The sequence below is a fragment of the Falsirhodobacter deserti genome (assembly GCF_004015795.1).
Taxonomy (GTDB): domain Bacteria; phylum Pseudomonadota; class Alphaproteobacteria; order Rhodobacterales; family Rhodobacteraceae; genus Falsirhodobacter; species Falsirhodobacter deserti.
Map to the genome: position 1 here is coordinate 1,257,371 of NZ_ML137218.1, position 25,562 is coordinate 1,282,932.

22 protein-coding genes are annotated in these 25,562 nt (G+C 64.3%); 10 read left to right on the top strand and 12 right to left on the bottom strand.

Going from position 1 to position 25,562, the window contains the following annotated elements; all coding sequences use genetic code 11:
• Positions 1-39: 39 nt before the first annotated feature.
• Positions 40-1,185, bottom strand: a complete 1,146-nt coding sequence (locus JX25_RS06350; protein WP_128254214.1) for a type III PLP-dependent enzyme — start codon at positions 1,183-1,185, stop codon at positions 40-42.
• Positions 1,186-1,475: 290 nt separating this feature from the next.
• Between JX25_RS06350 and JX25_RS06355 the strand changes: the two genes are divergently transcribed.
• The gene (locus tag JX25_RS06355) at positions 1,476-4,433 is read left to right on the top strand and encodes a valine--tRNA ligase (protein WP_128254215.1); all 2,958 of its coding nucleotides are present in this window, start codon (positions 1,476-1,478) and stop codon (positions 4,431-4,433) included.
• Between the two features lie 56 nt (positions 4,434-4,489).
• The gene (locus JX25_RS06360; RefSeq protein ID WP_128254216.1) at positions 4,490-5,593 is read left to right on the top strand and encodes a pyridoxal phosphate-dependent aminotransferase; all 1,104 of its coding nucleotides are present in this window, start codon (positions 4,490-4,492) and stop codon (positions 5,591-5,593) included.
• Here the strand turns inward: JX25_RS06360 and JX25_RS06365 are convergent.
• Together JX25_RS06365 and JX25_RS06370 are read right to left on the bottom strand one after the other, a co-directional pair.
• Positions 5,584-5,928, bottom strand: coding sequence for a DUF4177 domain-containing protein (locus JX25_RS06365; protein ID WP_128254217.1), 345 nt, complete (start codon positions 5,926-5,928; stop codon positions 5,584-5,586). The genes JX25_RS06360 and JX25_RS06365 overlap by 10 nt on opposite strands.
• Before the next feature lie 79 nt (positions 5,929-6,007).
• Entirely contained in the window at positions 6,008-7,378 is a 1,371-nt protein-coding gene (locus tag JX25_RS06370) for a class II 3-deoxy-7-phosphoheptulonate synthase (protein ID WP_128254218.1), read from the bottom strand.
• Between the two features lie 106 nt (positions 7,379-7,484).
• On the opposite strand from JX25_RS06370, the gene JX25_RS06375 reads away from it, so the two are divergent.
• Together JX25_RS06375 and JX25_RS06380 are read left to right on the top strand one after the other, a co-directional pair.
• Entirely contained in the window at positions 7,485-9,317 is a 1,833-nt protein-coding gene (locus JX25_RS06375; RefSeq protein WP_128255199.1) for an ABC-F family ATP-binding cassette domain-containing protein, read from the top strand.
• Between the two features lie 19 nt (positions 9,318-9,336).
• Positions 9,337-9,912, top strand: a complete 576-nt coding sequence (locus JX25_RS06380; protein WP_128254219.1) for a retropepsin-like aspartic protease family protein — start codon at positions 9,337-9,339, stop codon at positions 9,910-9,912.
• On the opposite strand, the gene JX25_RS06385 is transcribed toward JX25_RS06380, so the two are convergent.
• The 3 genes from JX25_RS06385 to JX25_RS06395 are packed head-to-tail and all read right to left on the bottom strand — an operon-like array spanning position 9,909 to position 12,301.
• The gene (locus JX25_RS06385) at positions 9,909-10,370 is read right to left on the bottom strand and encodes a GNAT family N-acetyltransferase (RefSeq protein ID WP_128254220.1); all 462 of its coding nucleotides are present in this window, start codon (positions 10,368-10,370) and stop codon (positions 9,909-9,911) included. The genes JX25_RS06380 and JX25_RS06385 overlap by 4 nt on opposite strands.
• Positions 10,367-10,819: a DNA polymerase III subunit chi gene (locus JX25_RS06390; protein ID WP_128254221.1), complete on the bottom strand. Its 453-nt coding sequence runs from the start codon at positions 10,817-10,819 to the stop codon at positions 10,367-10,369. The genes JX25_RS06385 and JX25_RS06390 overlap by 4 nt, the downstream gene beginning before the upstream one ends.
• Before the next feature lie 12 nt (positions 10,820-10,831).
• A complete protein-coding gene (locus JX25_RS06395; RefSeq protein ID WP_128254222.1) occupies positions 10,832-12,301 on the bottom strand; it encodes a leucyl aminopeptidase in 1,470 nt (489 codons plus the stop codon).
• A gap of 130 nt (positions 12,302-12,431) precedes the next feature.
• Between JX25_RS06395 and lptF the strand changes: the two genes are divergently transcribed.
• Genes lptF through rsmA form a run of 6 tightly spaced genes read left to right on the top strand, consistent with a single transcriptional unit; the run spans position 12,432 to position 19,757 of the window.
• The gene (gene lptF, locus JX25_RS06400) at positions 12,432-13,526 is read left to right on the top strand and encodes an LPS export ABC transporter permease LptF (RefSeq protein ID WP_128254223.1); all 1,095 of its coding nucleotides are present in this window, start codon (positions 12,432-12,434) and stop codon (positions 13,524-13,526) included.
• Complete coding sequence (gene lptG, locus JX25_RS06405; RefSeq protein ID WP_128254224.1) at positions 13,523-14,614, top strand: LPS export ABC transporter permease LptG; 1,092 nt, start codon at positions 13,523-13,525, stop codon at positions 14,612-14,614. Before lptF ends, lptG begins: the two co-directional genes overlap by 4 nt.
• Positions 14,614-16,752: an LPS-assembly protein LptD gene (locus JX25_RS06410; protein WP_128254225.1), complete on the top strand. Its 2,139-nt coding sequence runs from the start codon at positions 14,614-14,616 to the stop codon at positions 16,750-16,752. Before lptG ends, JX25_RS06410 begins: the two co-directional genes overlap by 1 nt.
• A gap of 29 nt (positions 16,753-16,781) precedes the next feature.
• Positions 16,782-17,972: a peptidylprolyl isomerase gene (locus JX25_RS06415; RefSeq protein WP_128254226.1), complete on the top strand. Its 1,191-nt coding sequence runs from the start codon at positions 16,782-16,784 to the stop codon at positions 17,970-17,972.
• A complete protein-coding gene (pdxA, locus tag JX25_RS06420; protein WP_128254227.1) occupies positions 17,969-18,931 on the top strand; it encodes a 4-hydroxythreonine-4-phosphate dehydrogenase PdxA in 963 nt (320 codons plus the stop codon). Before JX25_RS06415 ends, pdxA begins: the two co-directional genes overlap by 4 nt.
• Entirely contained in the window at positions 18,918-19,757 is an 840-nt protein-coding gene (rsmA, locus tag JX25_RS06425) for a 16S rRNA (adenine(1518)-N(6)/adenine(1519)-N(6))-dimethyltransferase RsmA (protein WP_128254228.1), read from the top strand. The genes pdxA and rsmA overlap by 14 nt, the downstream gene beginning before the upstream one ends.
• A gap of 27 nt (positions 19,758-19,784) precedes the next feature.
• Here rsmA and JX25_RS06430 read toward each other — a convergent pair whose 3' ends face one another.
• The 6 genes from JX25_RS06430 to secD all read right to left on the bottom strand — a co-directional run bounded on the left by JX25_RS06430 (position 19,785) and on the right by secD (position 25,555).
• The gene (locus JX25_RS06430; protein WP_128254229.1) at positions 19,785-20,414 is read right to left on the bottom strand and encodes a DUF4167 domain-containing protein; all 630 of its coding nucleotides are present in this window, start codon (positions 20,412-20,414) and stop codon (positions 19,785-19,787) included.
• 197 nt (positions 20,415-20,611) lie between these two features.
• On the bottom strand, positions 20,612-21,457 hold the full coding sequence (prmC, locus tag JX25_RS06435; RefSeq protein ID WP_128254230.1) for a peptide chain release factor N(5)-glutamine methyltransferase: 846 nt from the start codon (positions 21,455-21,457) through the stop codon (positions 20,612-20,614).
• Entirely contained in the window at positions 21,454-22,509 is a 1,056-nt protein-coding gene (prfA, locus tag JX25_RS06440; protein WP_128254231.1) for a peptide chain release factor 1, read from the bottom strand. The genes prmC and prfA overlap by 4 nt, the downstream gene beginning before the upstream one ends.
• A gap of 32 nt (positions 22,510-22,541) precedes the next feature.
• A complete protein-coding gene (locus tag JX25_RS06445) occupies positions 22,542-22,904 on the bottom strand; it encodes an Mth938-like domain-containing protein (protein WP_128254232.1) in 363 nt (120 codons plus the stop codon).
• Positions 22,904-23,875, bottom strand: a complete 972-nt coding sequence (gene secF / locus JX25_RS06450; protein ID WP_128254233.1) for a protein translocase subunit SecF — start codon at positions 23,873-23,875, stop codon at positions 22,904-22,906. The genes JX25_RS06445 and secF overlap by 1 nt, the downstream gene beginning before the upstream one ends.
• A 12-nt stretch (positions 23,876-23,887) precedes the next feature.
• On the bottom strand, positions 23,888-25,555 hold the full coding sequence (secD, locus tag JX25_RS06455; RefSeq protein WP_128254234.1) for a protein translocase subunit SecD: 1,668 nt from the start codon (positions 25,553-25,555) through the stop codon (positions 23,888-23,890).
• Positions 25,556-25,562 lie beyond the last annotated feature (7 nt).

Genomic DNA, 25,562 nt, shown 5'->3' on the forward strand with positions numbered 1-25,562 from the left:
GCCTCCGGAATTGCCAGAGGCGACGGACGGGGTCAATGCTTACAGCTTCAGCGACAGGACAGTGGCCATCGACAGCTCGCCAAACCCGTTGAAGCGGGTGTTGGTTGCAGCGGAATAAGCGCCCATCCCCTGAAAGACGACGAAGTCGCCTTCCTCGATATCCACCGACAGCGGAAGTTCGCCCGGCAACCGATCCACGGAATCGCAGGTCGGGCCGAAGATGATGCGGTCGGACTTGTCGCCCTCGCGCAGTTTTCCTTCAGGGGTCATCACCTCGATCCGGTCGATGACGCCAATCATCGGCAGCTCGGTCAACGAACCATAGGTCCCGTCGTTCAGGAACACATGCTGCCCGTCACGCACGGCTTTCACGCGCGCGGCAAGGGTGAAGGCATCGCCGCAAAGGCCGCGGCCCGGCTCGCACACCAGCTGCGGGCGGTTGTCGCCGAACGCCTCGGTCGCGGTGCGGTCGATCAGATCGAAGATCGCGTCCAGATCCGGTGAAACGGCATTCAGCCTGTGGTTCGGGAAGCCGCCACCCACGTTCAGCCGCGCGATCGTCACGCCCGCGCCCTGCGCAATCTCGGCCGCGGCAGAGATGTAGCTGCCCCATGCCGCAGGATCCGTGCATTGCGTGCCGGGGTGGAAGGTGATGGACGGCACGAAACCCGCTTTCGCCGCCGTTGCCAGCAGTTCCGCCGCAAGCTCCACCGTGGCGCCGAACTTGGCCCCGAAGTTATAAGCGGCGCCCGCCACCGGCAGCTTGAACCGGACGGAGATTTCGGTCCCTTCCGCCGGCACCAGTTCGATCAACTTGGCAAGTTCCGACGCCGAATCGACGCTGTAGCTTTTTACGCCCAGCTCCACCGCCGTGCGGATTTCATGCCGCGCACGAACGGGGTTGTTGTAATGCAGCGCCGCCTCGGGGGCGAGGCGACGGATCAGCCGCATCTCGGCCGGGGAAGCCACGTCGAACCCGCGCACGCCTGCGGCGGCAAGGTTCTCGATCACGACTTCCTCGGGGTTCGACTTCACCGCATAGGTGACCATGCCCGGAAAGCCGTCAATGAAGCGGCGGGCCATCCCCTGCAGTACAGAGGGAGAGAAGAACAGAACCGGCGTTTCGGGCTGCAGCGTCCGGATATATTCGGCCGGCGAAGTCCAGATTGTTTTCGAGAGTCCCATCGGCGTTTCCTTTCTGCCAACAGAAGCGGCCCCGCCCCCCGAATGTTCCCGGAAGCGACACCTGCGAGGTTTCGAAGAACCAGGCCAGGTGCGTATGAGCCGCCCTTTTCCTGAAAACAAGGCCGCCCCTATGCAGCACATCGAAGCGTTTGCAAAGCGTTTTTTCGCCCCCTTCGCAAAAAGCCGCTTTCGCCAATCCTGACAGGGCGGAATGTCGGTTTCACGACAGGCTTTTCACCGGCGGCGAACGCCTGTATCCCTGCGCGGACAGTGAAGAAGGGGGCCGGAAGATGGCGATGGAAAAGACGTTCAACGCAGCCGAGGCCGAGGCCCGCCTTTCGGCGATGTGGGAAGAGATGGGGGCGTTCCGCGCCGGTGCCAATGCATCGCGCGAAGAAACCTTCTGCATCATGATTCCCCCGCCCAACGTGACCGGCAGCCTGCACATGGGCCATGCCTTCAACAACACGCTTCAGGACATTCTGGTGCGCTGGCACCGGATGCGCGGGTTCGACACGCTTTGGCAGCCGGGCACCGACCATGCCGGCATCGCCACGCAGATGGTGGTGGAACGCGAACTGGCCCGCACCCAGCAACCTTCCCGCCGCGAACTGGGCCGCGAGGCGTTTCTGGACAAGGTCTGGGAATGGAAGGACAAGTCCGGCGGCACCATCGTTGGCCAGCTGAAGCGCCTCGGCGCATCCTGCGACTGGTCGCGCGAAGCCTTCACGATGTCCGGCAACTTCCCCGAGGCCGTCGCCAAGGTCTTCGTGGAGATGTATCGCAAGGGCCTGATCTATCGCGGCAAACGTCTCGTCAACTGGGACCCCCATTTCGAAACCGCCATTTCGGACCTGGAGGTGGAGAACATCGAAACCTCAGGCCACATGTGGCACTTCAAGTACCGCCTGGCGGGGGGCGAAACCTACGAATACGTGGAAAAGGACGAGGACGGAAACGTCATCCTGCGCGAGGTGCGGGACTACATCTCCATCGCCACCACGCGGCCTGAAACGATGCTGGGCGACGGCGCCGTCGCGGTTCATCCCTCGGATAATCGCTATGCTTCCATCGTGGGAAAGATGGTGCACCTGCCGCTGTGCGACCGCCTGATCCCGATCATCGCCGACGAATATCCCGACCCCACTTTCGGATCTGGCGCGGTAAAGATTACCGGCGCGCATGACTTCAACGACTATCAGGTGGCAAAGCGCAACGGCCTGCCGATGTATCGCCTGATGGATACCCGCGGCGCGATGCGCGACGATGGCGCCCCGTATGCCGAGGCGGTGGCGCGTGCACGCGAGATCGCCGCCGGTTCGCCCACCGATGAAACCGAGGTGGACGGCCTGAACCTCGTTCCCGCCAAGTATCGCGGTATGGACCGGTTCGAGGCGCGCAAGGCCGTGATCGCCGACATCAACGCCGCCGGCCTCGCCGTGACGGAACTGGTCAAGTCCATCGACGATGAAACGGGTTCCGAACATCTGACCCGCGTTCCGGTGGTGGAATCCAAACCCATCATGCAGCCCTACGGCGACCGGTCGAAGGTCGTGATCGAACCGATGCTGACCGACCAGTGGTTCGTGGATACCGACAAAATCGTCGGCCCTGCGCTGGATGCCGTCCGCAATGGCGACACCCAGATCCTGCCGGAGCGGGACGCCAAGGTGTATTTCCACTGGCTGGAGAACATCGAGCCGTGGTGCATCAGCCGCCAGCTGTGGTGGGGCCACCAGATCCCGGTGTGGTACGGCCCGCGCCGCATCCCCGAGGAAGAGGGCGTCGCCCCCTTCGACTGGTCCGAAACCGTCTCCTTCTGCGCCGCAACCGAAGAGGAAGCGCGCCAGCAGATGCTGGATTACTATGGCGAGTTCGCACTGGTACCCGCCGCCAGCCGCGAAGAGGCCATCGGCAACAGCGCCGAGCAGGTGCCGGGCATCAACGCCGTCAGCTACTGGCGCGATCCCGACGTGCTGGACACGTGGTTCTCCTCGGGCCTGTGGCCCATCGGAACGCTCGGCTGGCCCGAAGAAACGCCGGAACTGCAGAAGTACTTCCCCACCACCACACTGGTGACCGGCTTTGACATCATCTTCTTTTGGGTTGCCCGGATGATGATGATGCAACTGGCCGTGGTGGATCAGGTGCCCTTCAAGACGGTGTATGTCCACGCCCTTGTCCGCGACGAAAAGGGCAAGAAGATGTCCAAGTCCTTGGGCAACGTCCTCGACCCGCTGGAGCTGATCGACGAATACGGCGCCGATGCCGTGCGCTTCACCCTTTCGGCGATGGCCGCGATGGGGCGCGATCTGAAGCTTTCAACCGCCCGCATTGCCGGATACCGCAACTTCGGAACGAAGCTGTGGAACGCCTGCCGGTTCGCCGAAATGAACGGCGTCTGGGAAGGGCATGCGACACAAACTGCCGCACCGCAGGCCACGGCAACTGTGAACCGCTGGATCATCAGCGAAACATCTGCCGTTCTGGCCGAGGTGAACGCGGCCCTGGAGGGCTATCGCTTCGATGTGGCGGCCAATGCGCTTTATTCGTTCGTCTGGGGCAAGGTGTGCGACTGGTATGTCGAATTCGCCAAGCCGCTGTTCGATGGCGATGCGGCGGACGAAACGCGCCGCACCATGGCCTGGGTTCTGGACCAGTGCATGATCCTGCTGCACCCCATCATGCCCTTCGTCACCGAAGAGCTTTGGGGAACCACCGGCACCCGCGCAAAGCCGCTGGTCCACACCGACTGGCCCGACTTCACCGTGACCGACGCCGAAGCCACGGCAGAGATGACGTGGGTGATCTCGGTGATCGAGGGCGTGCGCTCTGCCCGCGCGCAGGTGCGTGTGCCGGTCGGGCTGCGGCTTGATGCGCAAGCGATCGGCATGGACGCCGCCGCCCGCGCGGCATGGGACCGGAACGCGGCCCTGATCCAGCGCCTTGCCCGCATCGAAAGCCTGACCGAGGCTGCCGACATCCCGAAGGGCGCGATCACCGTCGCGGTGGAAGGGGCCACCTTCGCCATCCCGCTGGAGGGCGTCATCGACATCGCGGCTGAAAAGGCGCGTTTGGAAAAGACCCTTCAAAAGCTGGAAAAGGACATGAACGGCCTGCGCGGGCGGCTGAAGAACCCCAAGTTCATCGAATCCGCCCCGGATGAGGTGGTCGAGGAAGCCCGTGAGAACCTTGCCCTGCAAGAGGCGGAGGCTGCCAAACTTGCCGCCGCCCTCGCCCAGCTTTGATCCTGCGAAAGGCGCCCCCCAGCGGGCGCCTTTCCATCACCCCAAGGGTCCCGCCGATGCCGCGCTTTACGCCCCTGATCCGCTCTCTCCCGTCCACCGTGCCTTTCGTTGGGCCTGAAACGCAGGAGCGTTTGCGCAAGCACCCCTTCGCCGCGCGTCTCGGGGCGAATGAAAGCCGCATAGGCCCGTCGCCCGCCGCGATCGAAGCGATGGTGCGCGCCACGCAGGACGTCTGGAAATACGGCGATCCCGAAAACCATGACCTGCGCGAGGCGCTGGCGTCGCATCACGGCATCAAACCGTCGAACGTCGTGGTGGGCGAAGGGATCGATGGGCTTCTGGGCCTGCTTGTCCGCCTGTTGATCCAGCCGGGCGATGCGGTCGTCACCTCGGAGGGGGCTTATCCCACCTTCAACTTTCATGTCACGGGCTTTGGCGGGGCGCTGCACAAGGTGCCCTATGCCGGCAATCACGAGGATCCGCAGGCGTTGGTCGCCCGCGCGGCAGAGGTGGATGCCAAGCTTCTTTATCTTGCCAATCCCGACAACCCGATGGGCAGCCACCATCCGGCATCGGTTGTGGAACACATGGTCGCTTCCCTGCCCGAGGGTTGTCTGCTGATCCTGGACGAAGCCTATGTGGAATTGGCGCCGGAAGGCACGATCCCCCGCATCGATGTCGATGATCCGCGCGTCATCCGGATGCGCACCTTTTCCAAGGCCTATGGCATGGCCGGTGCACGGATCGGTTATGCCACGGGTGCCGCCCCACTGATCGAGGCGTTCAACAAGGTGCGCAACCATTTCGGCGTGAACCGCATCGCGCAGACCGGCGCCTTGGCCGCGCTGGCCGACATAGAATGGCTGGCGCATGTACGCGCACAGGTGGAGGCCGGACGGCAGGCGCTGTCGAAAGCCGCGCGGCAGAACGGGCTGAATCCCCTGCCCTCGGCGACCAATTTCGTTACGATGGATTGCGGTGCGGATGGTGCCTTCGCCCGGCGCGTTCTGCAGGAACTGATCGAACGAGGCATCTTTGTGCGGATGCCTTTCACGGCCCCGCAGGACCGCTGCATCCGCGTCAGCATCGGCCTGCCGGAGGACCACGATCTGTTTGCAGCCGCCCTTCCGGCCGCGCTGGCCGCCGCGCGTCAGCCCTGACGCGCCGGCCCGATCGGGCGTGGCGCCCCTTCAGGCGGATTGGCGACGGTCAACGCGGGCCCGTTGGCAGCCGCATGTTCGGCAATGGCCGGCGCATGATCGGAAACCGGGCGGCGGAACACCAGAACATGCTGAACAGTGACCGTGCGTCGCATCCAGCCGCTCTTATCCTCGGCCGGCAGGCTCTCGGCGCGCACATATTCCCAGCCGTCGCGTCCCATGCGGTTCATCACGCCCGCCAGTGCCAGAGAAAAGCGCTCTGCAGCACTGCGCACGCCGCGCGCTTTCTCGCCCTTCGCCGGTGCGGGAATGACCTGGTATTCAAAGCGCGTCATGGGTGTCTCCTCGTGGCCCTATGGGGGCAAATAGCCCTGCGCGCGGCCAAAGCCAAGCGCGCAGGGCGTCACGGGCCGGTTACAGGGCAACGCGGCGCATCGCCTCGCGCTGGGCCGACAGTTCTTCGGAAACAAGGAAGGCCAGTTCCAGCGATTGGCTGGCGTTCAGGCGCGGATCGCAGGCAGTGTGGTAGCGATCCGACAGATCCTCATCCGTGACGGCGCGCAGGCCGCCGGTGCATTCGGTCACATCCTGCCCCGTCATCTCGAAATGGACGCCGCCGGGGACGGTGCCTTCAGCGCGGTGAATGGCGAAGAAGTCCTTCACCTCGGCCAGCACGTTGTCGAAAGGCCGCGTCTTGTAGCCCGAGGCAGACTTGATGGTGTTGCCATGCATCGGATCGCAGGACCAGACAACGTTCGCCCCTTCTTCCTGCACGGCCTTGATCAGGCGCGGAAGGTGGTCCCCCACGTTGCCCGCACCGAAGCGCGCGATCAGGGTCAGGCGGCCAGCCTCGTTTTCGGGGTTCAGCTTGGCCATCAGGACCTTCAGATCCTCTGCCGTGGTGGACGGGCCGCATTTCAGGCCGATCGGGTTGATCCCGCCGCGGCAGAATTCCACATGCGCCCCATCGGGCTGGCGCGTGCGGTCACCGATCCAGATCATGTGGCCCGAACCCGCAACCGGATTGCCCGAGATCGAGTCCACCCGGCAAAGTGCTTCCTCATATTCCAGAAGCAATGCTTCGTGGCTGGTATAGAATTCCACAGAGGACAGCGTATGCGCCGTATCGGCATTGACGCCCGCAGCCGTCATGAAGTCCAGCGCATCGGCGATGCGGTTGGACACCTCGCGGTAACGTTCGGCCTTGTCATGTTCGGCAAAGCCCAACGTCCAGGAATGAACGCGGTGGATATCGGCGAAGCCGCCGGTCGAAAATGCGCGCAGCAGGTTCAACGTGGCCGCAGCCTGAGTATAAGCCTGCAGCATCCGCTTGGGATCGGGCACCCGCGCCTCGGCCGTGAAGTCGAAGCCGTTGATGATGTCGCCGCGATAGGACGGAAGCTCCTGCCCGCCCACAACCTCGGTCGGGGCAGAACGCGGCTTGGCGAACTGACCGGCCATGCGGCCCACTTTCACCACCGGCACCTTCGCGCCATATGTCAGCACGACGGCCATCTGCAGCATCACGCGGAAGGTGTCGCGGATATTGTCGGCACGAAACTGCGCAAACGCCTCGGCACAGTCGCCACCCTGCAGCAGGAACGCCTTGCCGGCGGCAACATCGGCCAGCTGCGCCTTCAGGCGCCGCGCCTCGCCGGCGAAGACCAGGGGCGGATAAGCGGCAAGCTGGCCTTCAACCGCCGTCAGGGCGGTCTGGTCGGGATAGTCCGGCATCTGGATGCGCGGCTTTGCGCGCCAGTCGGATTTCGTCCAGCCTTTGTTCATCTTGCCTCTCCACCACGTCGCGGGTTGAGCCCGCTATAGATCAGATCGGCACGGAATGCCAATGCCGGACGTTGACGGCGGGCGCCGCATGGGGCAAGCCTCGTTCATGCTGCGTATCTCCGACATAACATATTCGATCGAAGGCCGACCGCTTTTCGAAAACGCCTCGGCCACCATCCCGACCGGCCACAAGGTCGGCCTTGTCGGGCGCAACGGCGCGGGCAAGACGACGCTGTTCCGCCTGATCAAGGGCGAACTGGCACTTGAAGGGGGCGAGATTTCGCTTCCGACCCGTGCCCGCATCGGGGGCGTCGCGCAGGAGGTTCCGTCCTCCTCCACCTCGCTTCTGGATACGGTGCTGGCCGCCGACACCGAACGCGCCGCCCTTCTGGCCGAGGCGGAGACGGCAACCGATGCCAGCCGGATCGCCGAGGTGCAGACCCGTCTGGCCGATATCGATGCATGGTCGGCCGAAGGGCGCGCGTCGTCCATCCTGAAGGGGCTTGGCTTCGATGCAGAGGCGCAGCTTCGCCCATGCTCCGACTTCTCGGGTGGCTGGCGGATGCGCGTGGCACTGGCCGGCGTTTTGTTCGCCCAGCCCGATCTGCTACTACTGGACGAACCGACCAACTATCTGGATCTTGAAGGTGCGCTTTGGCTGGAAAGCTATCTTCAGAAGTATCCTCATACTGTCCTGATCATCTCGCACGACCGGGGGCTGCTGAACCGCGCGGTACAGGGCATCCTGCATCTCGACTCGAAGAAGCTGACCTATTGGACTGGTCCGTATGACCAATTCGCCCGCCAGATGGCCGAACGACGTGCCGTTCTGGCTGCCGAGGCGAAGAAGCAGGAAGCCCGCCGCGCCCATTTGCAAAGCTTCGTGGATCGCTTCAAGGCGAAAGCCTCCAAGGCCGTTCAGGCCCAGTCCCGCGTGAAGATGCTGGAAAAGATGGAGACGATCACGCCCCCCGAGGAGGCAAAGAAGCAGGTCTTCACCTTCCCCGAACCCGAAGAGCTTTCACCGCCGATCATCAACCTTGACGGTGCTTCGGTCGGGTATGACGGCAAGCCGGTTCTGCGCCGCCTCAGCCTGCGGATCGACCAGGATGACCGCATCGCGCTTCTGGGCCGCAACGGCGAAGGAAAATCCACACTTTCCAAGCTTCTGGCGGGTAAACTTCAGGCGCTGGATGGGCGGATGACGCGGTCATCCAAGCTGCGGATCGGTTATTTTGCCCAGCATCAGGTGGATGAGCTGTTCGTGGATGAAACGCCGCTGCAGCACCTGCAGCGGATGCGTCCCGCCGAAGGGCAGCCCCGCCTTCGCGCACGGCTGGCTGGTTTCGGACTGATGGCAGATCAGGCGGAAACCGCTGTCGGTCGGCTTTCCGGCGGACAAAAGGCGCGCCTGTCGCTGCTGCTGGCCACGCTGGACGCACCGCATCTGCTGATCCTTGACGAACCGACCAACCACCTTGACATGGAAAGCCGCGAAGCCCTGACCGAGGCGCTGAACAGCTATTCCGGTGCGGTGGTTCTGGTCAGCCACGACATGCACCTTCTGTCGCTGGTGGCCGACCGGCTTTGGCTGGTGAAGGACGGCGCAGTGTCCGCCTTCGATCAGGATCTGGAGGCTTATCGCCGCCTTTTGCTGACCGGGGACGAACCCGCAGCGCCACCCAAGCCGGAAAAGAAGAAGGTCAACCGCGAGGATTTGACCGCCCTCCGCTCCGAAGTCCGCAAATGCGAGGAGCGAGTCACGAAGCTGAACGACATGCGCGAAAAGCTGGCTGTGAAACTGTCTGATCCCGCGCTGTATGAACGCCCCGACGAAGCTGCCGTGTGGCAAAAGAAATATGCCGAGGTGATGGAAGGTCTGGACCGGGCCGAAGATCTTTGGCTGCGGGCGCAGGAACGTCTGGAGGCGGCCGGCTGAGCCGCCTATATCCTTGGCCATGGAAGCATTCGACATTGGCCGGCTTGGGTATCTTGTTCTGCTGCTGGCATTTGTCGGCAGCTGGATCTTCGTGGAGTTTCGCAGCCGCATGGGGGCCGCTTTGCGCATCGCGGCGGCCTGGGGCCTGATCTTTCTGGCCGTTGCCGCAGGCTATGGCCTTTGGAACGAAATGGGGCCGACCCTTGCCCCCCAGCAGCAGGTTGGCGAGGGCGGCGAGATTGCGATCCCGCGCGCGCCGGACGGGCATTACTACGTCACCCTGACAGTTGAAGGGCGCGACATCCGCTTTCTTGCCGATACCGGCGCCAGCCAGGTTGTCCTCTCCGCCCGCGACGCCAAAAGGCTGGGGATCGAGCCGGACGCGCTGGATTATCTTGGCACCGCCTATACCGCCAACGGCCCCGTCCGAACCGCGCGGGTGGAGTTACAGGACGTCCGCCTTGGCCCGTTCACCGATCCGCGCCTTCCCGCTTTCGTCAATTCCGGAGAGATGGACGGATCGCTTCTGGGGATGAGTTATCTTGGCCGGTTCGATATCAGCATCGCGGGTGACCGCATGATCCTGAGCCGTTAAAGCGCCGCAAAGGCTTGCGGGTAAAAGATACGTCCCGTGGCCGGTATTTCCGCCTGCGGCTTCACCATGAAGAAGGGTCCTGCAAAGGCGCAGGCATATCCGGTGGCAAGATCGGTGCTGAACCCGAAGCGGGAATAGTATGCCGGATCCCCCAGCACGAAGATCGCGTCGCATCCTGTGTCGATGGCCTCGATCAGGGCGGCGCCGATACCCTGCCGCTGCCACATCGGTGCAACAGCCAGCGGTGCAAGCGCGCAGGCCGAAAATGGCGCATCAAGGTGCGAAAGCATCAGGTACCCGACAATCTCGCCCTCCACCTCGGCCACCAACGCCTGTGCCACGGCGCCGTCACGGCGCAAGGCAGCCACCAGATCCGCTTCATCCGGCCGCCCGAAAGCGTCGATCAGAAGTTTACGGATTTTCCGGTCGTCCTCAGAAGCTTCCGGGCGGATCTTCATTCGGCACCCGAACGTTCTGCCTTCTTTTCCCACCGGCCCGATTCCTCGGACCAATATTGTGCGGTGACGCCCGCCTGTACCACGGCGCGCCACTGATCGCGTGCGCGGGCCAGCGCGATATTGTCAATCCCGTCGAACAGCACCCACAGGCGATCAAGCGGCGCCGCTTCCTCGGGCGTGAAGTCGGCACTGCCCGCGACCATCAGGCAGTTGGCACCGTTGCCGATCGGCCCCTGACCCAGCAGCACCGGCTGGTCGGCATCATGGGGCCCGCCTTCGCGCCCGTGGGGAAGGAAACTGTCATCCTGCGATGTCCAAAGTGCCTCATCCAGCCGGTCCAGCGTTCCGGGATCGCCGCGAAGCATCACGCGCCAGCCTGTGGCCAGCGCGCGCGACAGCAAGGTGAAGGCCGTCTGCTCCACCGTGGAGTGGGTGAGGTGATAAAACATCACCGGCACCGATCAGCCCTCGAAGCGGTCGCGGATCAGGCGGTTCAGCGCCAGAACGCCCCAGCCGGTCGCACCTTTCGGGCCGAATGCCCAGTCCCCCTTCAAAGCGGCGGTGCCGGCGATATCAAGGTGGATCCACGGCACCTCGTCCTTGACGAACCGCTTGAGGAACTGCGCGGCGACGAGGGAACTGCCGGCGCGCCCACCGCCCACATTGCGCATATCGGCCACACGCGATTTCAGCGCCGCGTCATAGGCGTCCCCCATCGGCAGGCGCCATGCGCCCTCGCCCTCGGCCTTGGCGGCGGCAAGGAACGCCTCGCACAGCGCGTCATCATTCGAAAACACGCCGGTGTTTTCAAAGCCAAGCGCCACGATAACAGCGCCGGTCAGCGTCGCAAGATCGATCATGGCGACAGGCTGGAAGCGTTCCTGAGCATACCAAAGCACATCGGCCAGCAACAGGCGGCCTTCGGCATCGGTGTTGATCACCTCGATCGTGTCCCCCTTCATGGAGGTGACAACGTCGCCCGGACGTTGCGCCCGGCTGCCGGGCATGTTTTCCACCAGCCCCACAAGGCCCACGACATTGGCCTTGGCCTTGCGAAGCGCCAGCGTGCGCATCACGCCCGCAACGGTGCCCGCGCCGCCCATGTCCATGGTCATGTCTTCCATGCCCGCCGCAGGCTTGATCGAGATGCCGCCCGTGTCGAACACCACGCCCTTGCCCACAAGCGCCAGCGGGGCTTCTTCCCCCCCGCCGTTCCAGTGCATCACCACGACCTTGGTCGGCGAGGCAGAGCCCATTCCCACCCCCAGAAGCGCGCCCATGCCAAGTTCGGCAAGCTGCTCCTCCTCAAGGATCTCCACCTCCAGCCCCAGTTCCTGCATGGCGGCAAGACGGGCGGCGAAGTCGTCGGTGGTCAGGATGTTGGCAGGTTCATTGACCAGATCGCGGGTAAAGAAGATGCCTTCGGCCAATGCGGCAAGCGGCGCAGCCTCGGCGGCGACCGCCTCGGGCCCGTTCACCATCAGCGTCACGGCCCCGAACTCCTCACCCTTGGTGGTTTTGCGGTCGATGAACTGATAGGCCCGCAGGGCGAGCCCGAAGGAAAGTTCGGCGGCACGCGTCACCGCATCGGCCAGCACCAGCGCCCCATCGCGGCCAAGCGAGCGGCCGATCAGCGCACCTGCCTTGCGGGCGGCAGTGATATCGTCCTTGCGGTCCAGCCGGATCACCTGAAGCGCCGAAGCGGCAAGCCCGGCGGGAAAGGCAAGCTCCAGCCCCTCACCCGGTTTCAGCCGCGCGAAAGCATCGGATGCGGCAACGCGCTTCAGCGCACCGCGGGTCAGCCGATCCACCCGCCGCGCGGCGATGCCCATCTTGCCGTCGCCCCCAAGAAACGCAATCACGCGGCCCGGTGCGTCGGCGATGCTCTCGACATCCGTGTCGACAAATTGGATGGTCACGGGGGTTGTCATCGGCATCTCCATCGAAGGCAAGGTTCCGCGTGACCGTATCCCGAGGTCGGGAAGATGGCCAGATACCAGTTTTCCCCACCGCGCGATTGGGGTAGCGTGCCGGAAAACAGCAAGAAGCATGAGGGCAGCCGTGGCAAGATTCGACAGGTACATGCTGTCGCAACTTCTGCAGCTGTTCGGATTCTTCTCACTTGTTCTTGTGGCGGTGTACTGGATCAACTCGGCCGTTGGCCTGTTTGACGATCTGATCGGCGATGGGCAGTCAGCGCTGGTTTTTCTTGAGTTCTCGTTGCTGACACTGCCGAATGTGATCCGGCTGGTCCTGCCCATCTCGGCCTTTGTGGCCACGGTTTACGTCGTGAACCGGCTGGCCTCGGAGTCGGAGCTTGTGGTGATGCAGGCCACCGGCTTTTCCGCCTTCCGGCTGGCGCGGCCCGTGGTTCTGTTCGGGCTGATCGTGGCGGCTATGATGCTGGTCCTGATGAACGTTCTGGTTCCCCTGTCGCGCACCGTCCTGGCCGATCGCACCGCCGAGGTTCGCGACAGCCTTGCCGCGCAGTTCGTGAAGGACGGGGAATTCCTGCATCCGGCCGACGGACTCACGCTGTATATCCGCGAAATCGCCCCGAGCGGAGAGTTGGACGGCCTGTTCCTGCGCGACGGCCGCGGGCCGGCCGAGGTGATCTATACCGCGGCAAGTGCCTTTCTGGTGCGCACCGATACGGGGCCGAAGCTGGTGATGGTGAACGGGATGGCCCAAACGCTGGAGGCAGGCCGCCTTGCCGTGACCCGATTTGCCGACTTCACCTATGACATCGGCGCGATGCTTGAACCCGCGCAGCGCAGCGCCCGCCGCATGAACGAACTTTCAACCTCCGCCCTTCTGCATCCGACCGAGGCAGCGCAGACCGAAACCCGCTCCACCCGCGCCGAGATGATCTTCGAGGGGCATGACCGGCTGGGCCAGCCGTTTCTTGGCCTCGCCGCCAGCCTGATCGGCTTTGCCGCGCTGCTGCTGGGCGCCTACAGCCGGTTCGGGCTTTGGCGGCAGATCCTGTTCGCGGTTCTGCTGCTGATCGTGGTGCAGCTTGTGAACACGGTCGCGGGGTCCGCAGGGCCGCAATTCGCGGGCGGCTGGATCCTGGCCTATGCGGCACCGCTGACCGGCTGCATGCTGGCCGTCATACTTCTTTGGTGGTCGCAACGGCCAAGGCGGCGGGCATGATCCTCAGCTTCTATATCGCGCGTCGCTTCCTGCGGATGGTCACACGGGTGTTCCTGATCTTCTTCGGGATCCTGCTGCTGATCGACATGCTGGACCAGATGCGCCGCTTTTCCGACGATGTGGGAATCAGCGGTGCCTTCGGCCTGTCACTGCTGCATGTTCCGGCCAGCATCTATACGATCCTGCCCCTGATCGTGATCCTCGCCGCCATCGCCCTGTTCCTTGGCCTTGCAAGATCCTCGGAACTGGTGGTGATGCGGGCGGCAGGGCGCGCGGGCTTGCGCATTCTGGTCGCGCCCACCATCACCGCCTTCCTTCTGGGCATGGTGATCGTGGCCGTGATGAATCCGATCGTTGCCGCCACGTCCAACCGGTACGAGGTGGTGGTGGCGCGGCTGGCGCAGGAAACGTCGCAAACGCTTTCGGTTTCCGGCGAAGGGCTTTGGCTGCGGCAGGGAAGCGCGCATGGCCAGACCGTGATCCATGCCGACCGCGCAAATGCCAATGGCACATCGCTGAGCGGCGTGACCGTGATGGACTTCGACTCCGAAGGGCAGCTCCTCGGACGTATCGGGGCTGAAACCGCGCAGCTTGGCGCGGGCGAATGGCGTCTGACGGGGGTGAAGCGCTGGGATCTTTCCGAAGCCACGCCCGAGGCAAGCGCCCGCATCCTGGACACCCTCGCCCTGCCCTCGGACATGACGCGTGAGACGATCCGCGAAGGGTTCCGCGCACCCTCTGACATCGCGATCTGGAAGCTGCCGGATTATATCCGCGGGCTTGAAGATGCCGGCTTTCAGGCCCGCGAACACCGCGTCTGGTTCCAGAGCGAGCTTTCCCTGCCCGTGTTCCTTGCCGCCATGGTGCTGATCGCCGCCGGTTTCACGATGCGTCATGCGCGGCTGGGACGCACTGGCAACAAGGTTCTGCTGGCGCTTCTGGTTGGCTTTGGCGTGTTCTTCCTGCGCAGCTTCGCGCAGATCCTTGGGGAAAACGGACAAATACCCGTGCTTCTGGCGGCGTGGATCCCATCTATTGCCGCAGTGTTCGCCTCTCTGGGGCTTCTTTTGCATCTGGAGGATGGCTGATGCGCCTTCGTGCCGCCCTGTTCGCCTTGGCCCTTTCGTCCCTGCCCGCAATGGCGCAGCAGGATCAGGCCACCCTGGTCGCAGACGATCTTCACATCCGCAACGACAACGTGCTGACCGCCTCGGGGCATGTGGAGGTGTTCTATCAGGGTCAGCGCCTGCGGGCCCAGCGGGTGGAATATGACCGCGGACGCGACAGCCTGACCATCAGCGGCCCCATCACGCTGGATGATGGCAAGGGAACCGTGGTTCTGGCGGATCAGGCCCAGCTTTCGGGCGATCTGCGCGATGGGGTCCTGCGCTCGGCCCGCGTGGTGCTGAACCAGCAGCTTCAGCTTGCCGCGAACGAGGTCAGCCGCATCGGCGACCGCTATACCCGCCTTGGCCGTTCCGTCGCCTCTTCCTGTCAGGTGTGCGCCTCCAATCCCACGCCGCTGTGGGAGATCCGCGCGAGAGAGATCATCCATGACGAGCAAACGCGCCAGATCTATTTCGACCGTGCGCAGCTTCGCTTTGCGGGCGTGCCCATCGCTTATATCCCCCGCCTGCGGATGCCCGACCCCACGGTGGAGCGGATGCGCGGCGTGCTGCAACCTTCTCTTCGCACCACCTCGGATTTCGGGACGGGCCTGAAGATCCCGTATTTCCTGCCGCTGGGCCCATCGCGCGACCTGACGCTGACGCCGTATCTGGCAACAAAGAACGCCCGCTCGCTGGACATGCGCTATCGCCAGGCCTTCAACGCCGGCTGGATAGAGGTGAACGGTGCCGTTTCGCGCGACAGGTTGCAGGAAGGCACACGCAGCTATCTTCTGGCGACGGGCCAGTTCGCGCTGCCGCAGAACTACACCCTTGATCTGCGCGTCGATACCGTCAGCGATGCTGCCTATTTCTATGATTACGGACTGGACCAGCGTGACCGTCTGGAAAGCAGCGCCGAAATCTCGCGTACGCGCCGGAACGAACACATCTCGGGCCGGATCATCAACTTCCATTCCATCCGCGACGGAGAGCCGAACTCCACCATCCCCTCGCTTGTGGGCGAGGCGACGCTGCACCGCCGCTTCACCGGCGGCCCGCTGGGCGGCGAGGCAGGATTGCAGGTCCAGCTTTACGGCGCGGGCCGCAGCTCGGACAATCCTTTCGATACGGACCTGGACGTGGACGACATCGCCGATGGGCGCGACACGCGGCGGGCCTCCCTGCACCTGGACTGGCGGCGCAACTACGTCCTTCCCGCAGGCATCCTTGGCACGACGCTGGGGGAACTTCGGACCGACATCTACAACATCGATCAGGACGCCGAATATGCCGGAACCACCACCCGCGTGACCGGCGCACTGGGGGCGGAACTGCGTTGGCCATGGGTCAAGGCGGGTACCAATGGCGTCAGCCAGATCATCAGCCCGGTGGCGCAACTTGTCTGGAGCCCGAATGACACGAAAGACATTCCGAACGAGGACAGCACGCTGGTCGAATTCGATGCGTCCAACCTGTTCGCGCTGAACCGCTATTCGGGGTTCGACGAATATGAACGCGGGGCACGACTGAACCTTGGCTTGAACTATACCCGCCTTGCCCCCTCGGGGTGGAGCTTTGGCACCACCGTCGGCCGCGTCTTCCGCGAACGCGATCTGGACCAGTTCAGCGAAGCCTCGGGCCTGAACGGCAAGAACAGCGACTGGCTGGCCGAGTTCCAGATCATGATGAGCGAGGGGCTGATCATCACCAACCGTACGCTTTTCGATGATGATCTGTCCGTCACGAAGTCCGAACTTCGGATGCAGGCCTCGTTGGAGCGGTTCGATCTGGCGGCCGGCTACGTGAAGATCCTTGCCGATGCCGGGGAGGATCGCCAGCGCGGTCTGTCGGAAATGACGGTCGACGCCCGTTACCGTTTCACCGATGCATGGGCCGCGCGGGCCACCTCGCGCTACGATTTCGACGCGGATCGCGCCGTGCGCGCGGGCATAGGCGCCGAATTCCGCAACGAGTGCCTTGCGATGGAGCTTTACCTCTCGCGTAAGTTCGCATCCTCGACTAGTGTGGACCCCAGCACGGAGGTGGGCCTTTCGGTCGATCTTCTGGGTTTTGGCAGCAACAAGCGGCCCGGCCCCGCCGGCACCTGCCAGGGCTGATCCCCCGAAAGCAGACAAGAGAAGACAGAATGCATCGCTACACCCTTCCTCTTCTTGCAGCGGCCCTTATCGCGGGGCAAAGCACGCCGGTGCTGGCGCAAAACCTGTTCGCGCCGAATGTAATCGTGAACGGCAGCGCCGTGACAGAGTGGGAGCTTCAGCAACGCATCCGCTTTCTGACCCTGCTGCGCGCCCCGGGCGACATCCCGCAGGTCGCAAAGGATGGCCTGATCGAGGATCGGCTTCGGCTGGATGCCGCACGTCAGGCCGGCATCACCGTCTCGGACGCCGAGATCGAGGATGGGATGGTCGAATTTGCCCAGCGGGCTGATCTTACCGCCGAGCAGTTCATCTCGCAGATCGAGGCCGCGGGCGTTGACCGGGCCACCTTCCGCGCCTTCGTGGAGGCGGGCGTGCTGTGGCGCTATGTGGTGCGTGGTCGTTTCGCCAACCGCGTTGTCATCAACGATGCCGATATCGACCGCGCCGTGGAAGCGCAGCGTCAGGCCCCGAACATCCGCGTCCTGCTGTCAGAGGTGATCCTGCCCGTCCCACCCGGGCAGGAAGCGCAGGCGCTTGCCGCCGCCGAAGATATCGTTCGCCGCGTTGAGGCTGGTGCAAACTTTGCGGAATTCGCACGGCAATATTCCGCATCGCGCACGGCAGATAATGGCGGTGCGCTGGAATGGTTGTCGCTGGCTGAACTTCCGCCGGGGCTGCAGCCCGTGTTTCTTGGGCTTGATGCGGGCGGCGTGACGCAGCCGCTTCAGTTGCCGAATGCCATTGCCATCTTCCAGCTTCGCGCCAAGGAAGAATCTGCCCCGACGCAGCGCCCGACTGAAGTGGACTATGCCCTCTATCCGCTGCCGGCGGCCAATGCCGCCGAAGCGGCGGCGACGGTGACGGCCCGTGCAGATACCTGCAACGATCTTTATGCAGCCGCACGCCGCAACGGGGTTCCGGTGCAGCGCGGAACGCAAGCGGAAAGCCAGCTTCCCGCCAATCTGGCACCGGCGATCGCCAGGCTTGACCAGTATGAAAGCGCGGTCGTGAACGGCAGCGCCCCGTCGCTGGTCATGCTTTGCGCCCGCCGCCCAATTCAGGATCAGGCCGTGGATCGGGACGCCATCCGCCAGCAGTTGACCAACCAGCAGCTGAACGCCCTGGCGACGGTTTACCTGAGCCAGCTGCGCGACAACGCCATCATCCGCACGCCGTGAAGCCCGTCGCCCTGACCTGCGGCGAGCCTGCGGGCATCGGCCCCGAACTTGCCGCCAAGGCCCGCGCCATTCTGGGGGCGGAGGTGCCGTTCTTCGTGATCGGCGATCCGCGCCATCTGCCGGGTCCCTTGGCCAGCATCTCGGCCCCGGCCGAAGCGCTGGAGGTATCTGCGAACTATCTGCCGGTGCTGCCGCACGCCTTTGCCGCCCCCGCCACGCCCGGCCAGCCACACCCCGGAAATGCTGCCGGCGTGATCGAGGTGATCGCGCGGGCCGTTGCGCTGGCACAGGCGAACGAGGTGTCAAGCATCTGCACGGCGCCCATCTCCAAAAAGGCGCTGAAGGACGGCGCGGCGTTTGCCTATCCGGGCCACACCGAATACCTTGCTGCACTGGCGGGGGTGGACCGGGTCGTGATGATGCTGGCGGCGCCGGGCCTGCGGGTGGTGCCGACCACGATCCATATCCCCCTGGCGGAAGTGCCGGTAGCCCTGACGCCGCAGCTTCTGGAAGACACACTTCGTATCACCCATTCGGCGCTGATCCATGACTTCGGCATTTCTGCCCCGCGGATCGCCGTGGCGGGACTTAACCCACATGCAGGTGAAGGCGGCACCATCGGGCGGGAAGAGGCGCGGATTGTTCCCGTGCTGGAGGCGCTGCGGTCCGAAGGCATGCACCTTGTCGGCCCGCTGCCTGCCGACACCATGTTCCACGCAGCCGCCCGCGCCCGCTATGACGCAGCGGTGTGCATGTATCATGATCAGGCGCTCATCCCGATCAAGACCATCGCCTTCGACGATGGCGTGAACGTGACGCTTGGCCTGCCGTTCATCCGCACCTCTCCCGATCATGGGACAGCGTTCGACATCGCCGGAAAGGGTGTAGCAAATCCTTCCAGCCTTATCGCGGCCTTGCGAATGGCCGCAACAATGGGAACCACCCGTGAGCACGATTGACGGCCTGCCACCGCTGCGCGAAGTGATCCGCACGCATGATCTGGTGGCAAAGAAACAACTGGGGCAGAACTTCCTGCTGGACCTGAACCTGACCGCGAAGATCGCGCGAATGGCGGGCGATCTGTCCGGATCCGACGTGATCGAGGTGGGGCCCGGACCCGGCGGCCTTACACGCGGGCTGCTGGCCGAAGGCGCGCGCCGCGTTCTTGCGATCGAAAAGGACCCCCGCTGCCTTCCCGCACTTGCGGAAGTTGCCGAAGCCTATCCCGGCCGGCTGGAGGTCATAAATGCAGACGCGCTTGCCATTGACCCTACAGACCGGCTGACCGGCCCCATCAGGCTCGTTGCAAACCTTCCCTACAATGTCGGGACGGAACTTCTGGTGCGCTGGCTGACGCCGAAAGAGTGGCCGCCCTTCTGGGAAAGCCTGACGCTGATGTTCCAGAAAGAGGTTGCCGAGCGGATCGTGGCCAAGCCCGGTTCCAAAGCCTATGGACGGCTGGCGCTTCTGGCCCAGTGGCGGACGGATGCACGCGTGGTGATGACCCTGCCGCCGGAAGCCTTCACGCCGCCGCCCAAGATCCATTCTGCCGTTGTACACCTGAAACGGCTGGACGAGCCGCGTTTTCCCGCCGATGCTGCCGTCCTGTCGCGGCTGACGGCGGCGGCCTTCAACCAGCGGCGCAAGATGCTCCGCTCCAGCCTGAAGGGCGTTGCCCCGGATATCGAGGATCGCCTGCACGCGGTGGGCATCGCACCAACGGACCGGGCCGAGGATATTCCGCTGGAAGGCTTCTGCGCCCTCGCCCGCGAAATCGCCAAATGAAAAAGCCGCCCCGAGGGGCGGCTTTCCTTATTCCACAGTCTCGCGCGGGCCGGCACCTTCGGGCGCGTCTTCCGGCTTCTTGCGAGGACGGCGCGTGTTGGTGCGGCGCGGCGCTTCCCCTTCAGCGCGCGGCGCGCGGGGTGCACGCGGACGGCGCGGTTTTTCGGCTGCAGGCGCTTCAAGCTGCTCGGCCGGCAGATCAAGGCTGGCCTGCTCGGCCGGGGCCTCGGCCTCTGCGGGATCGGGTTGCACCTCGGCCTGCGGAGCGGGCGCTTCCTCTTCCCGCTCGCGGCGCGGATCGTCTTCACGGTCACGGCGCGGCTGCTGGTCGCGGTTGTCGTCGCGGCGCTGGTTATGGTGCTGCTGGTTCTGCGCGTGCTGCTGCTGGCGCGCCTCCTGCTCGGCCGCCATTTCGCGCTGCGCCTCGCTCAGCATGCGCGTGTAATGCTCGGCATGTTGCAGGAAAGCTTCTGCTGCAACCCGATCATTCGAAAGCTGGGCATCACGCGCCAGAACGAGGTATTTCTCGATGATCTGCTGCGGCGTGCCACGCACCTTCCCCTCGGGGCCGGAGCTGTCGAACACGCGGTTGATGATATTGCCCAAGGGGCGCGGGCGGTTCGATTTTGAACGCGAGCGGGACTTGGAGGATCGCATAGTGTCCTTGTATCCGATTATCTGGCCTTGCCTGAGTCTTGCTGCGCATGCTGGCACCCGAACAACGGGCGAGCCACAAGCGGACTGTGCTGCATCGGCGTGACCGCGCGGGCGCTGATAACCAGTTGCCCGCCGCGTGTAGATCACTAATCACCCAAGGGGCAGTCTGGCAAGACCTGTTTGCCGCCAATAGTGAATTAATCGCGCCTTTCGCGGGGGAAATCGCGATTGCGGGCCGAAACGACCCGACTTCTTCCATCAAGGTCGTCATGAACAGCCACTTCGTCAAGCCCGTGGCTGCGGAAAAGATCGCAAACCGCCCGCCCCTGCGTCGGCCCGATCTCCACCAACAGGCGACCGTTCGGGGAAAGATGATCCGCAGCGCCTGCCGCGATGGCGCGATATGGATCCAGACCGTCGCCGCCGGGCGTCAGGGCCATGCGCGGCTCCCACTCCCGCACCTCGGGGGCAAGGCCCTCCATCTCGTCCTCTGCGATATAGGGCGGGTTGGAGACGATCAGATCGAAACGACCCTGCACGCCCGCAAACCAATCGGCCAGCAGAAACGTCGGGTGCAGGCCAAGGCGCGACGCGTTCTCGCCCGCAACAGCCAGCGCACCGGGGGACAGATCGGTGGCGGTTGCCGCCGCCCCCGTTTCGGCCATCAGTGTCAGGGCAATGGCGCCAGAACCCGTGCCAAGATCAAGAACGCTGCCAAACGGTTCCGCAAGCGCCAATGCGACCAGCGTTTCCGTTTCCGGGCGCGGGTCCAGCACTTCCGGGGTAATCCTGAACCGCCGGCCCCAGAACATCCGCTCGCCGACGATCTGGGCGACGGGCTGGCGGGCGGCGCGGGCCGTCAGCGCGATGTCGTACCGATGGGCGGCGTGAGTGCCCACCTCGTCCTGCATGTGCAGCACCAGCCGGTCGGGGGCGAATCCCATCATGTGGGCCAGCAACCAGCGGGCATCGCGGGCAGGTTCGTCGATCCCCGCCTTGGCCAGGCGCGCAGTGCCCGCGCGCAGGGCCTCCGCGACGATCACGCCTCCATCTCGGCAAGTTTGGCGGCCTGATCGTGCGAGATGAGCGCGTCGATCACCTCGGTCAGGTCGCCGGCCATGATCTGCGGCAACGCATAAAGGGTCAGGTTGATGCGGTGGTCGGTCATCCGGCCCTGCGGGAAGTTGTAGGTGCGGATGCGCTCGCTCCGGTCGCCGCTGCCAACCTGCGCCTTGCGATCGGCGGCGCGGGCGGTGTCGGCCTTGTCCCGCTCCATTTCGTACAGCCGGGCGCGCAGCACCTGCATCGCGATGGCGCGGTTCTGGTGCTGGCTTTTTTCCGAACTGGTGACGACGATGCCCGTGGGTATGTGCGTTATCCGGACGGCAGAATCGGTTGTGTTGACGTGCTGCCCCCCCGCCCCCGAAGCGCGCATGGTATCGATGCGGATGTCGCTGGCGGGGATGTCAATCTCCACCTCCTCCGCCTCGGGCAGCACGGCAACCGTTGCGGCCGAGGTGTGGATGCGCCCTCCTGCCTCTGTCTCGGGCACGCGCTGCACGCGGTGCACGCCGGATTCGTACTTCAGTCGGGCGAAGACCCCTTCGCCCTGCACCAGCGCAGTTGCTTCGCGGATACCGCCAAGATCGCTTTCCGCAAGGTCGATGATCTGGAAGCTCCATCCCTGCGCTTCGGAATACCGTTGGTACATTCGCAGCAGATCGCCTGCGAAAAGCGCCGCCTCGTCGCCGCCGGTGCCCGGGCGGATCTCAAGGATCGCGGGCCGCGCATCGGCGGCATCCTTGGGCAGCAGCGCAAGGCGCAGGGCCTGCTCCATTTCAGGGATACGGGCGCGCAGAACGGGGATCTCATCCTCGGCCAAGGCGCGCATCTCGGGGTCGGACAACATCGCCTCGGCTTCGGCCAGATCGTCCAGCGCCTGGCGATAGGCGGCGATCTCGGTCACCACGGGTTTCAGATCGCCATATTCCCGCGACAGGGCGGCAATCTCGGACGGCGCGGCGCCAGAGGACAGCTTCGCCTCGAGATATTCGAAGCGGCGGGTGATCTGCGCGAGTTTATCCATCGGAACCATGCGCGTCGGAATGGCGCATGGCGTGACGCCGGTCAAGGGCCGACAGGAATCAGCGCCGCCGCAATGCGCCGCCCCTCTGACAGAAGGATGTTATAGGTACGGCAGGCAGCGGGGGAGTTCATGACCTCCACCCCCACGCCGGCAGCTTCGATTGCCTGGCGAAAGGCGCGCGGTGCATGGGCGATTTCGGAACCGGTTCCAAGGAACAGCACGTCTATCCTGTCCGCAAGCGCCAGCGGCGTTGCGGTATCCTCGTATCCGCCCCAGCCGACCGTGCTCCACGGGGAAACCAGCAAGGGGCCTTCGAGCACTTTGCCGGCAATGCGGAAGAAGCCGGGGCCGTAGCCTTCCACCGGCTGCGCTTCGGGGTACGAGATTTCCTCGATCAGGGGCATCAGGCGTCGATATCCGCAAACTTGGTGCCGGCCTTCGGATTGGCCTTCGGCTCGCGGTTCACACCGATCCAGAGGACAAGGTTCTTGGCCATGTAGATCGAGGAATAGGTACCGAGGATCACGCCGAAGATGATCGTGGAAACAAAGCCGCGCAGCACGTCGCCGCCAAAGATCAGCAGTGCGAACAGTGCGATCAGCGTTGTGACGACCGTCATGATCGTGCGGCTCAGCGTTTCGTTGACCGACAGGTTCATCACGTCGCGCAGCGGCATGGTTTTGTATTTCCGCAGGTTTTCGCGCAGGCGGTCGAATACCACAACCGTGTCGTTCACCGAATAGCCAAGGATCGTCAGAAGCGCCGCAACGGTGGTCAGGTCGAACCGTATCTGGAACAGCGCGAGAATGCCGACGGTTACCAGCACGTCATGGACCGAAGCCACGACCGTGCCGAGTGCGAACTGCCATTCGAACCGGAACCAGATATAGATCCCGATGCCAAGCGCCGCGAGGACCAGCGCGATCACGGCCGAGCGGACAAGCTCCCCCGAAACCTTCGGGCCCACGGATTCGACCGACGGAAAGGTGATCGACGGGTCGATCTCGCGCAGGGCATCCTGCACCCGCGCGACGGTTTCGGGCGTGGCGGCTTCGGCATTCTCTTGTGCCTCGATCCGGATGGAGGCGACGTGCTGGTCGGCGCGGAACCCGGGATCGAACACCTCGGTGATGATGATGTCACCGATGCCCAGCGGCTGCAGGGCAGAGCGATAGGTGCCCACATCCACCTCTTGCGTGGATTCGGTGCGGATCGTGGTGCCGCCGCGGAAGTCGATGCCGAAGTTCAGCCCCATGACCGCCACGATCACCAGCGAAGCGATCATAAGCGCGATGGAGCTGCCAAAGGTCAGCCACTGCCAGCGGAAGAAGTTGATCGTCGTGGTATCGGGGACGAGCTTCAGACGAAGGGCCATGTTCGCCTCTCCTTACACGGTGATGGTCTTGGGCCGGCGCCACGCATACCAGGTGGCGATCAGCGAACGGGCGACGAAAATGGACGTGAACATCGACACGATGATACCGATCCCCAGCGTCACGGCAAAGCCGCGCACTGGGCCGGAGCCCACGGCGAACATGATCACTGCCGTCAGGAACGTGGTGATGTTGGCGTCGATGATGGCCGAAAGCGCCTTCTGGAAACCTTCATCCAGCGCACGCACCGCGTTGCGGCCTGCCCGCAGCTCTTCCCGGACACGCTCGAAGATCAGCACGTTGGCGTCCACGGCCATGCCCATGGTCAGCACGATCCCCGCGATGCCCGGCAGCGTCAGTGTCGCGCCGATCAGCGACAGGACCGCGAAGATGGCAATGACGTTCACGGCCAGCGCGATGTTGGCCATCATCCCGAACCAGCCATAGCAGGCGACCATGAACACCACGACCGCGATCATGGCAACGATCGAAGCCGTCCGCCCGGCATCGATGCTGTCCTGCCCAAGCTCCGGCCCGATGGTGCGTTCTTCAAGGAATTCCAGACCGGCCGGAAGGGCCCCGGCGCGCAGCAGGACGGCAAGTTCCGTCGACTGTTCGACGGTGAAGTTGCCGGTGATGATCCCCGATCCGCCCGGAATGGCCGAGTTGATGACGGGGGCCGAGATGACGCGTTCGTCCAGAACGATGGCAAAGGGACGGCCGATGTTCTGAGCGGTGTAATCGCCGAAGATGCGCCCGCCCGATCCGTTGAAGCGGAAGTTCACTGCAGGGCGGTTGTTCTGGTCGAAGGCGGGCTGCGCATCCACAAGTTGTTCGCCCGAAACCACCGGCGTGGCCTGAACGACATAATAAACGCCCGGCTCATCCTCGGATTCCAGCAGTTCCTGCCCCGGCTCCACCGGCGTGTTCGCGTCGGTGGTGCGGTTGACAACCGTGTTGAAGGTCAGTTGGGCCGTGGTGCCGATCAGCGATTTGAGTTCGGCGGCAGAGCCGATGCCCGGAACCTCGATCAGGATGCGGTCATCGCCCTGACGCTGGATCGTCGGCTCGCGCGTGCCCACTTCGTCCACGCGGCGGCGGATGATTTCCAGGCTCTGCTGCAACGTGCGCTGGTCGGTGGCGGTGCGTTCGGCCTCCGACAGCTGGATGACGATGGTGTCCCCCTCGCCCCGGACGTCAAGATCGTTCTGGCCGGTGCCGGTCACGCTTTGGACGGGTTGGGCCAGACCGCGGGCGATCTGGACCGCACGTGCAATGCCATCGGGGTTGGAAATCTGGATGCGCAGCACGCCCGGTTCGGACGGTGCGCGGCGGATGCTCCCGACCTCTGCCCGTGCGGCGCGCAGGGCGTCGCGCATTTCGGGCCAAAGCCCGTCGATCCGGTCGGCATATACGTCGGAAAGCTGCACTTCGGCCAGAAGATGCGCCCCGCCCCGCAGATCGAGGCCAAGGTTCATCAGGCCCGAAGGCATCCAGCTGGGCCAGCTTTCGATGGCCGCCTGCTGCTGGGGCGTGGGGGCAGTGCCTTGCACCGCCACCGCGGCCAGCGCGTCGTTGTGACTTTCGACCCGGCCATAAAAGGCATTGGGGATGGCGAACAGCACCGCAAGGGCGCAAATGCCCCAGATGAGGAACCGTTTCCAGAGGGGTATCTGCAGCATCTTCAGG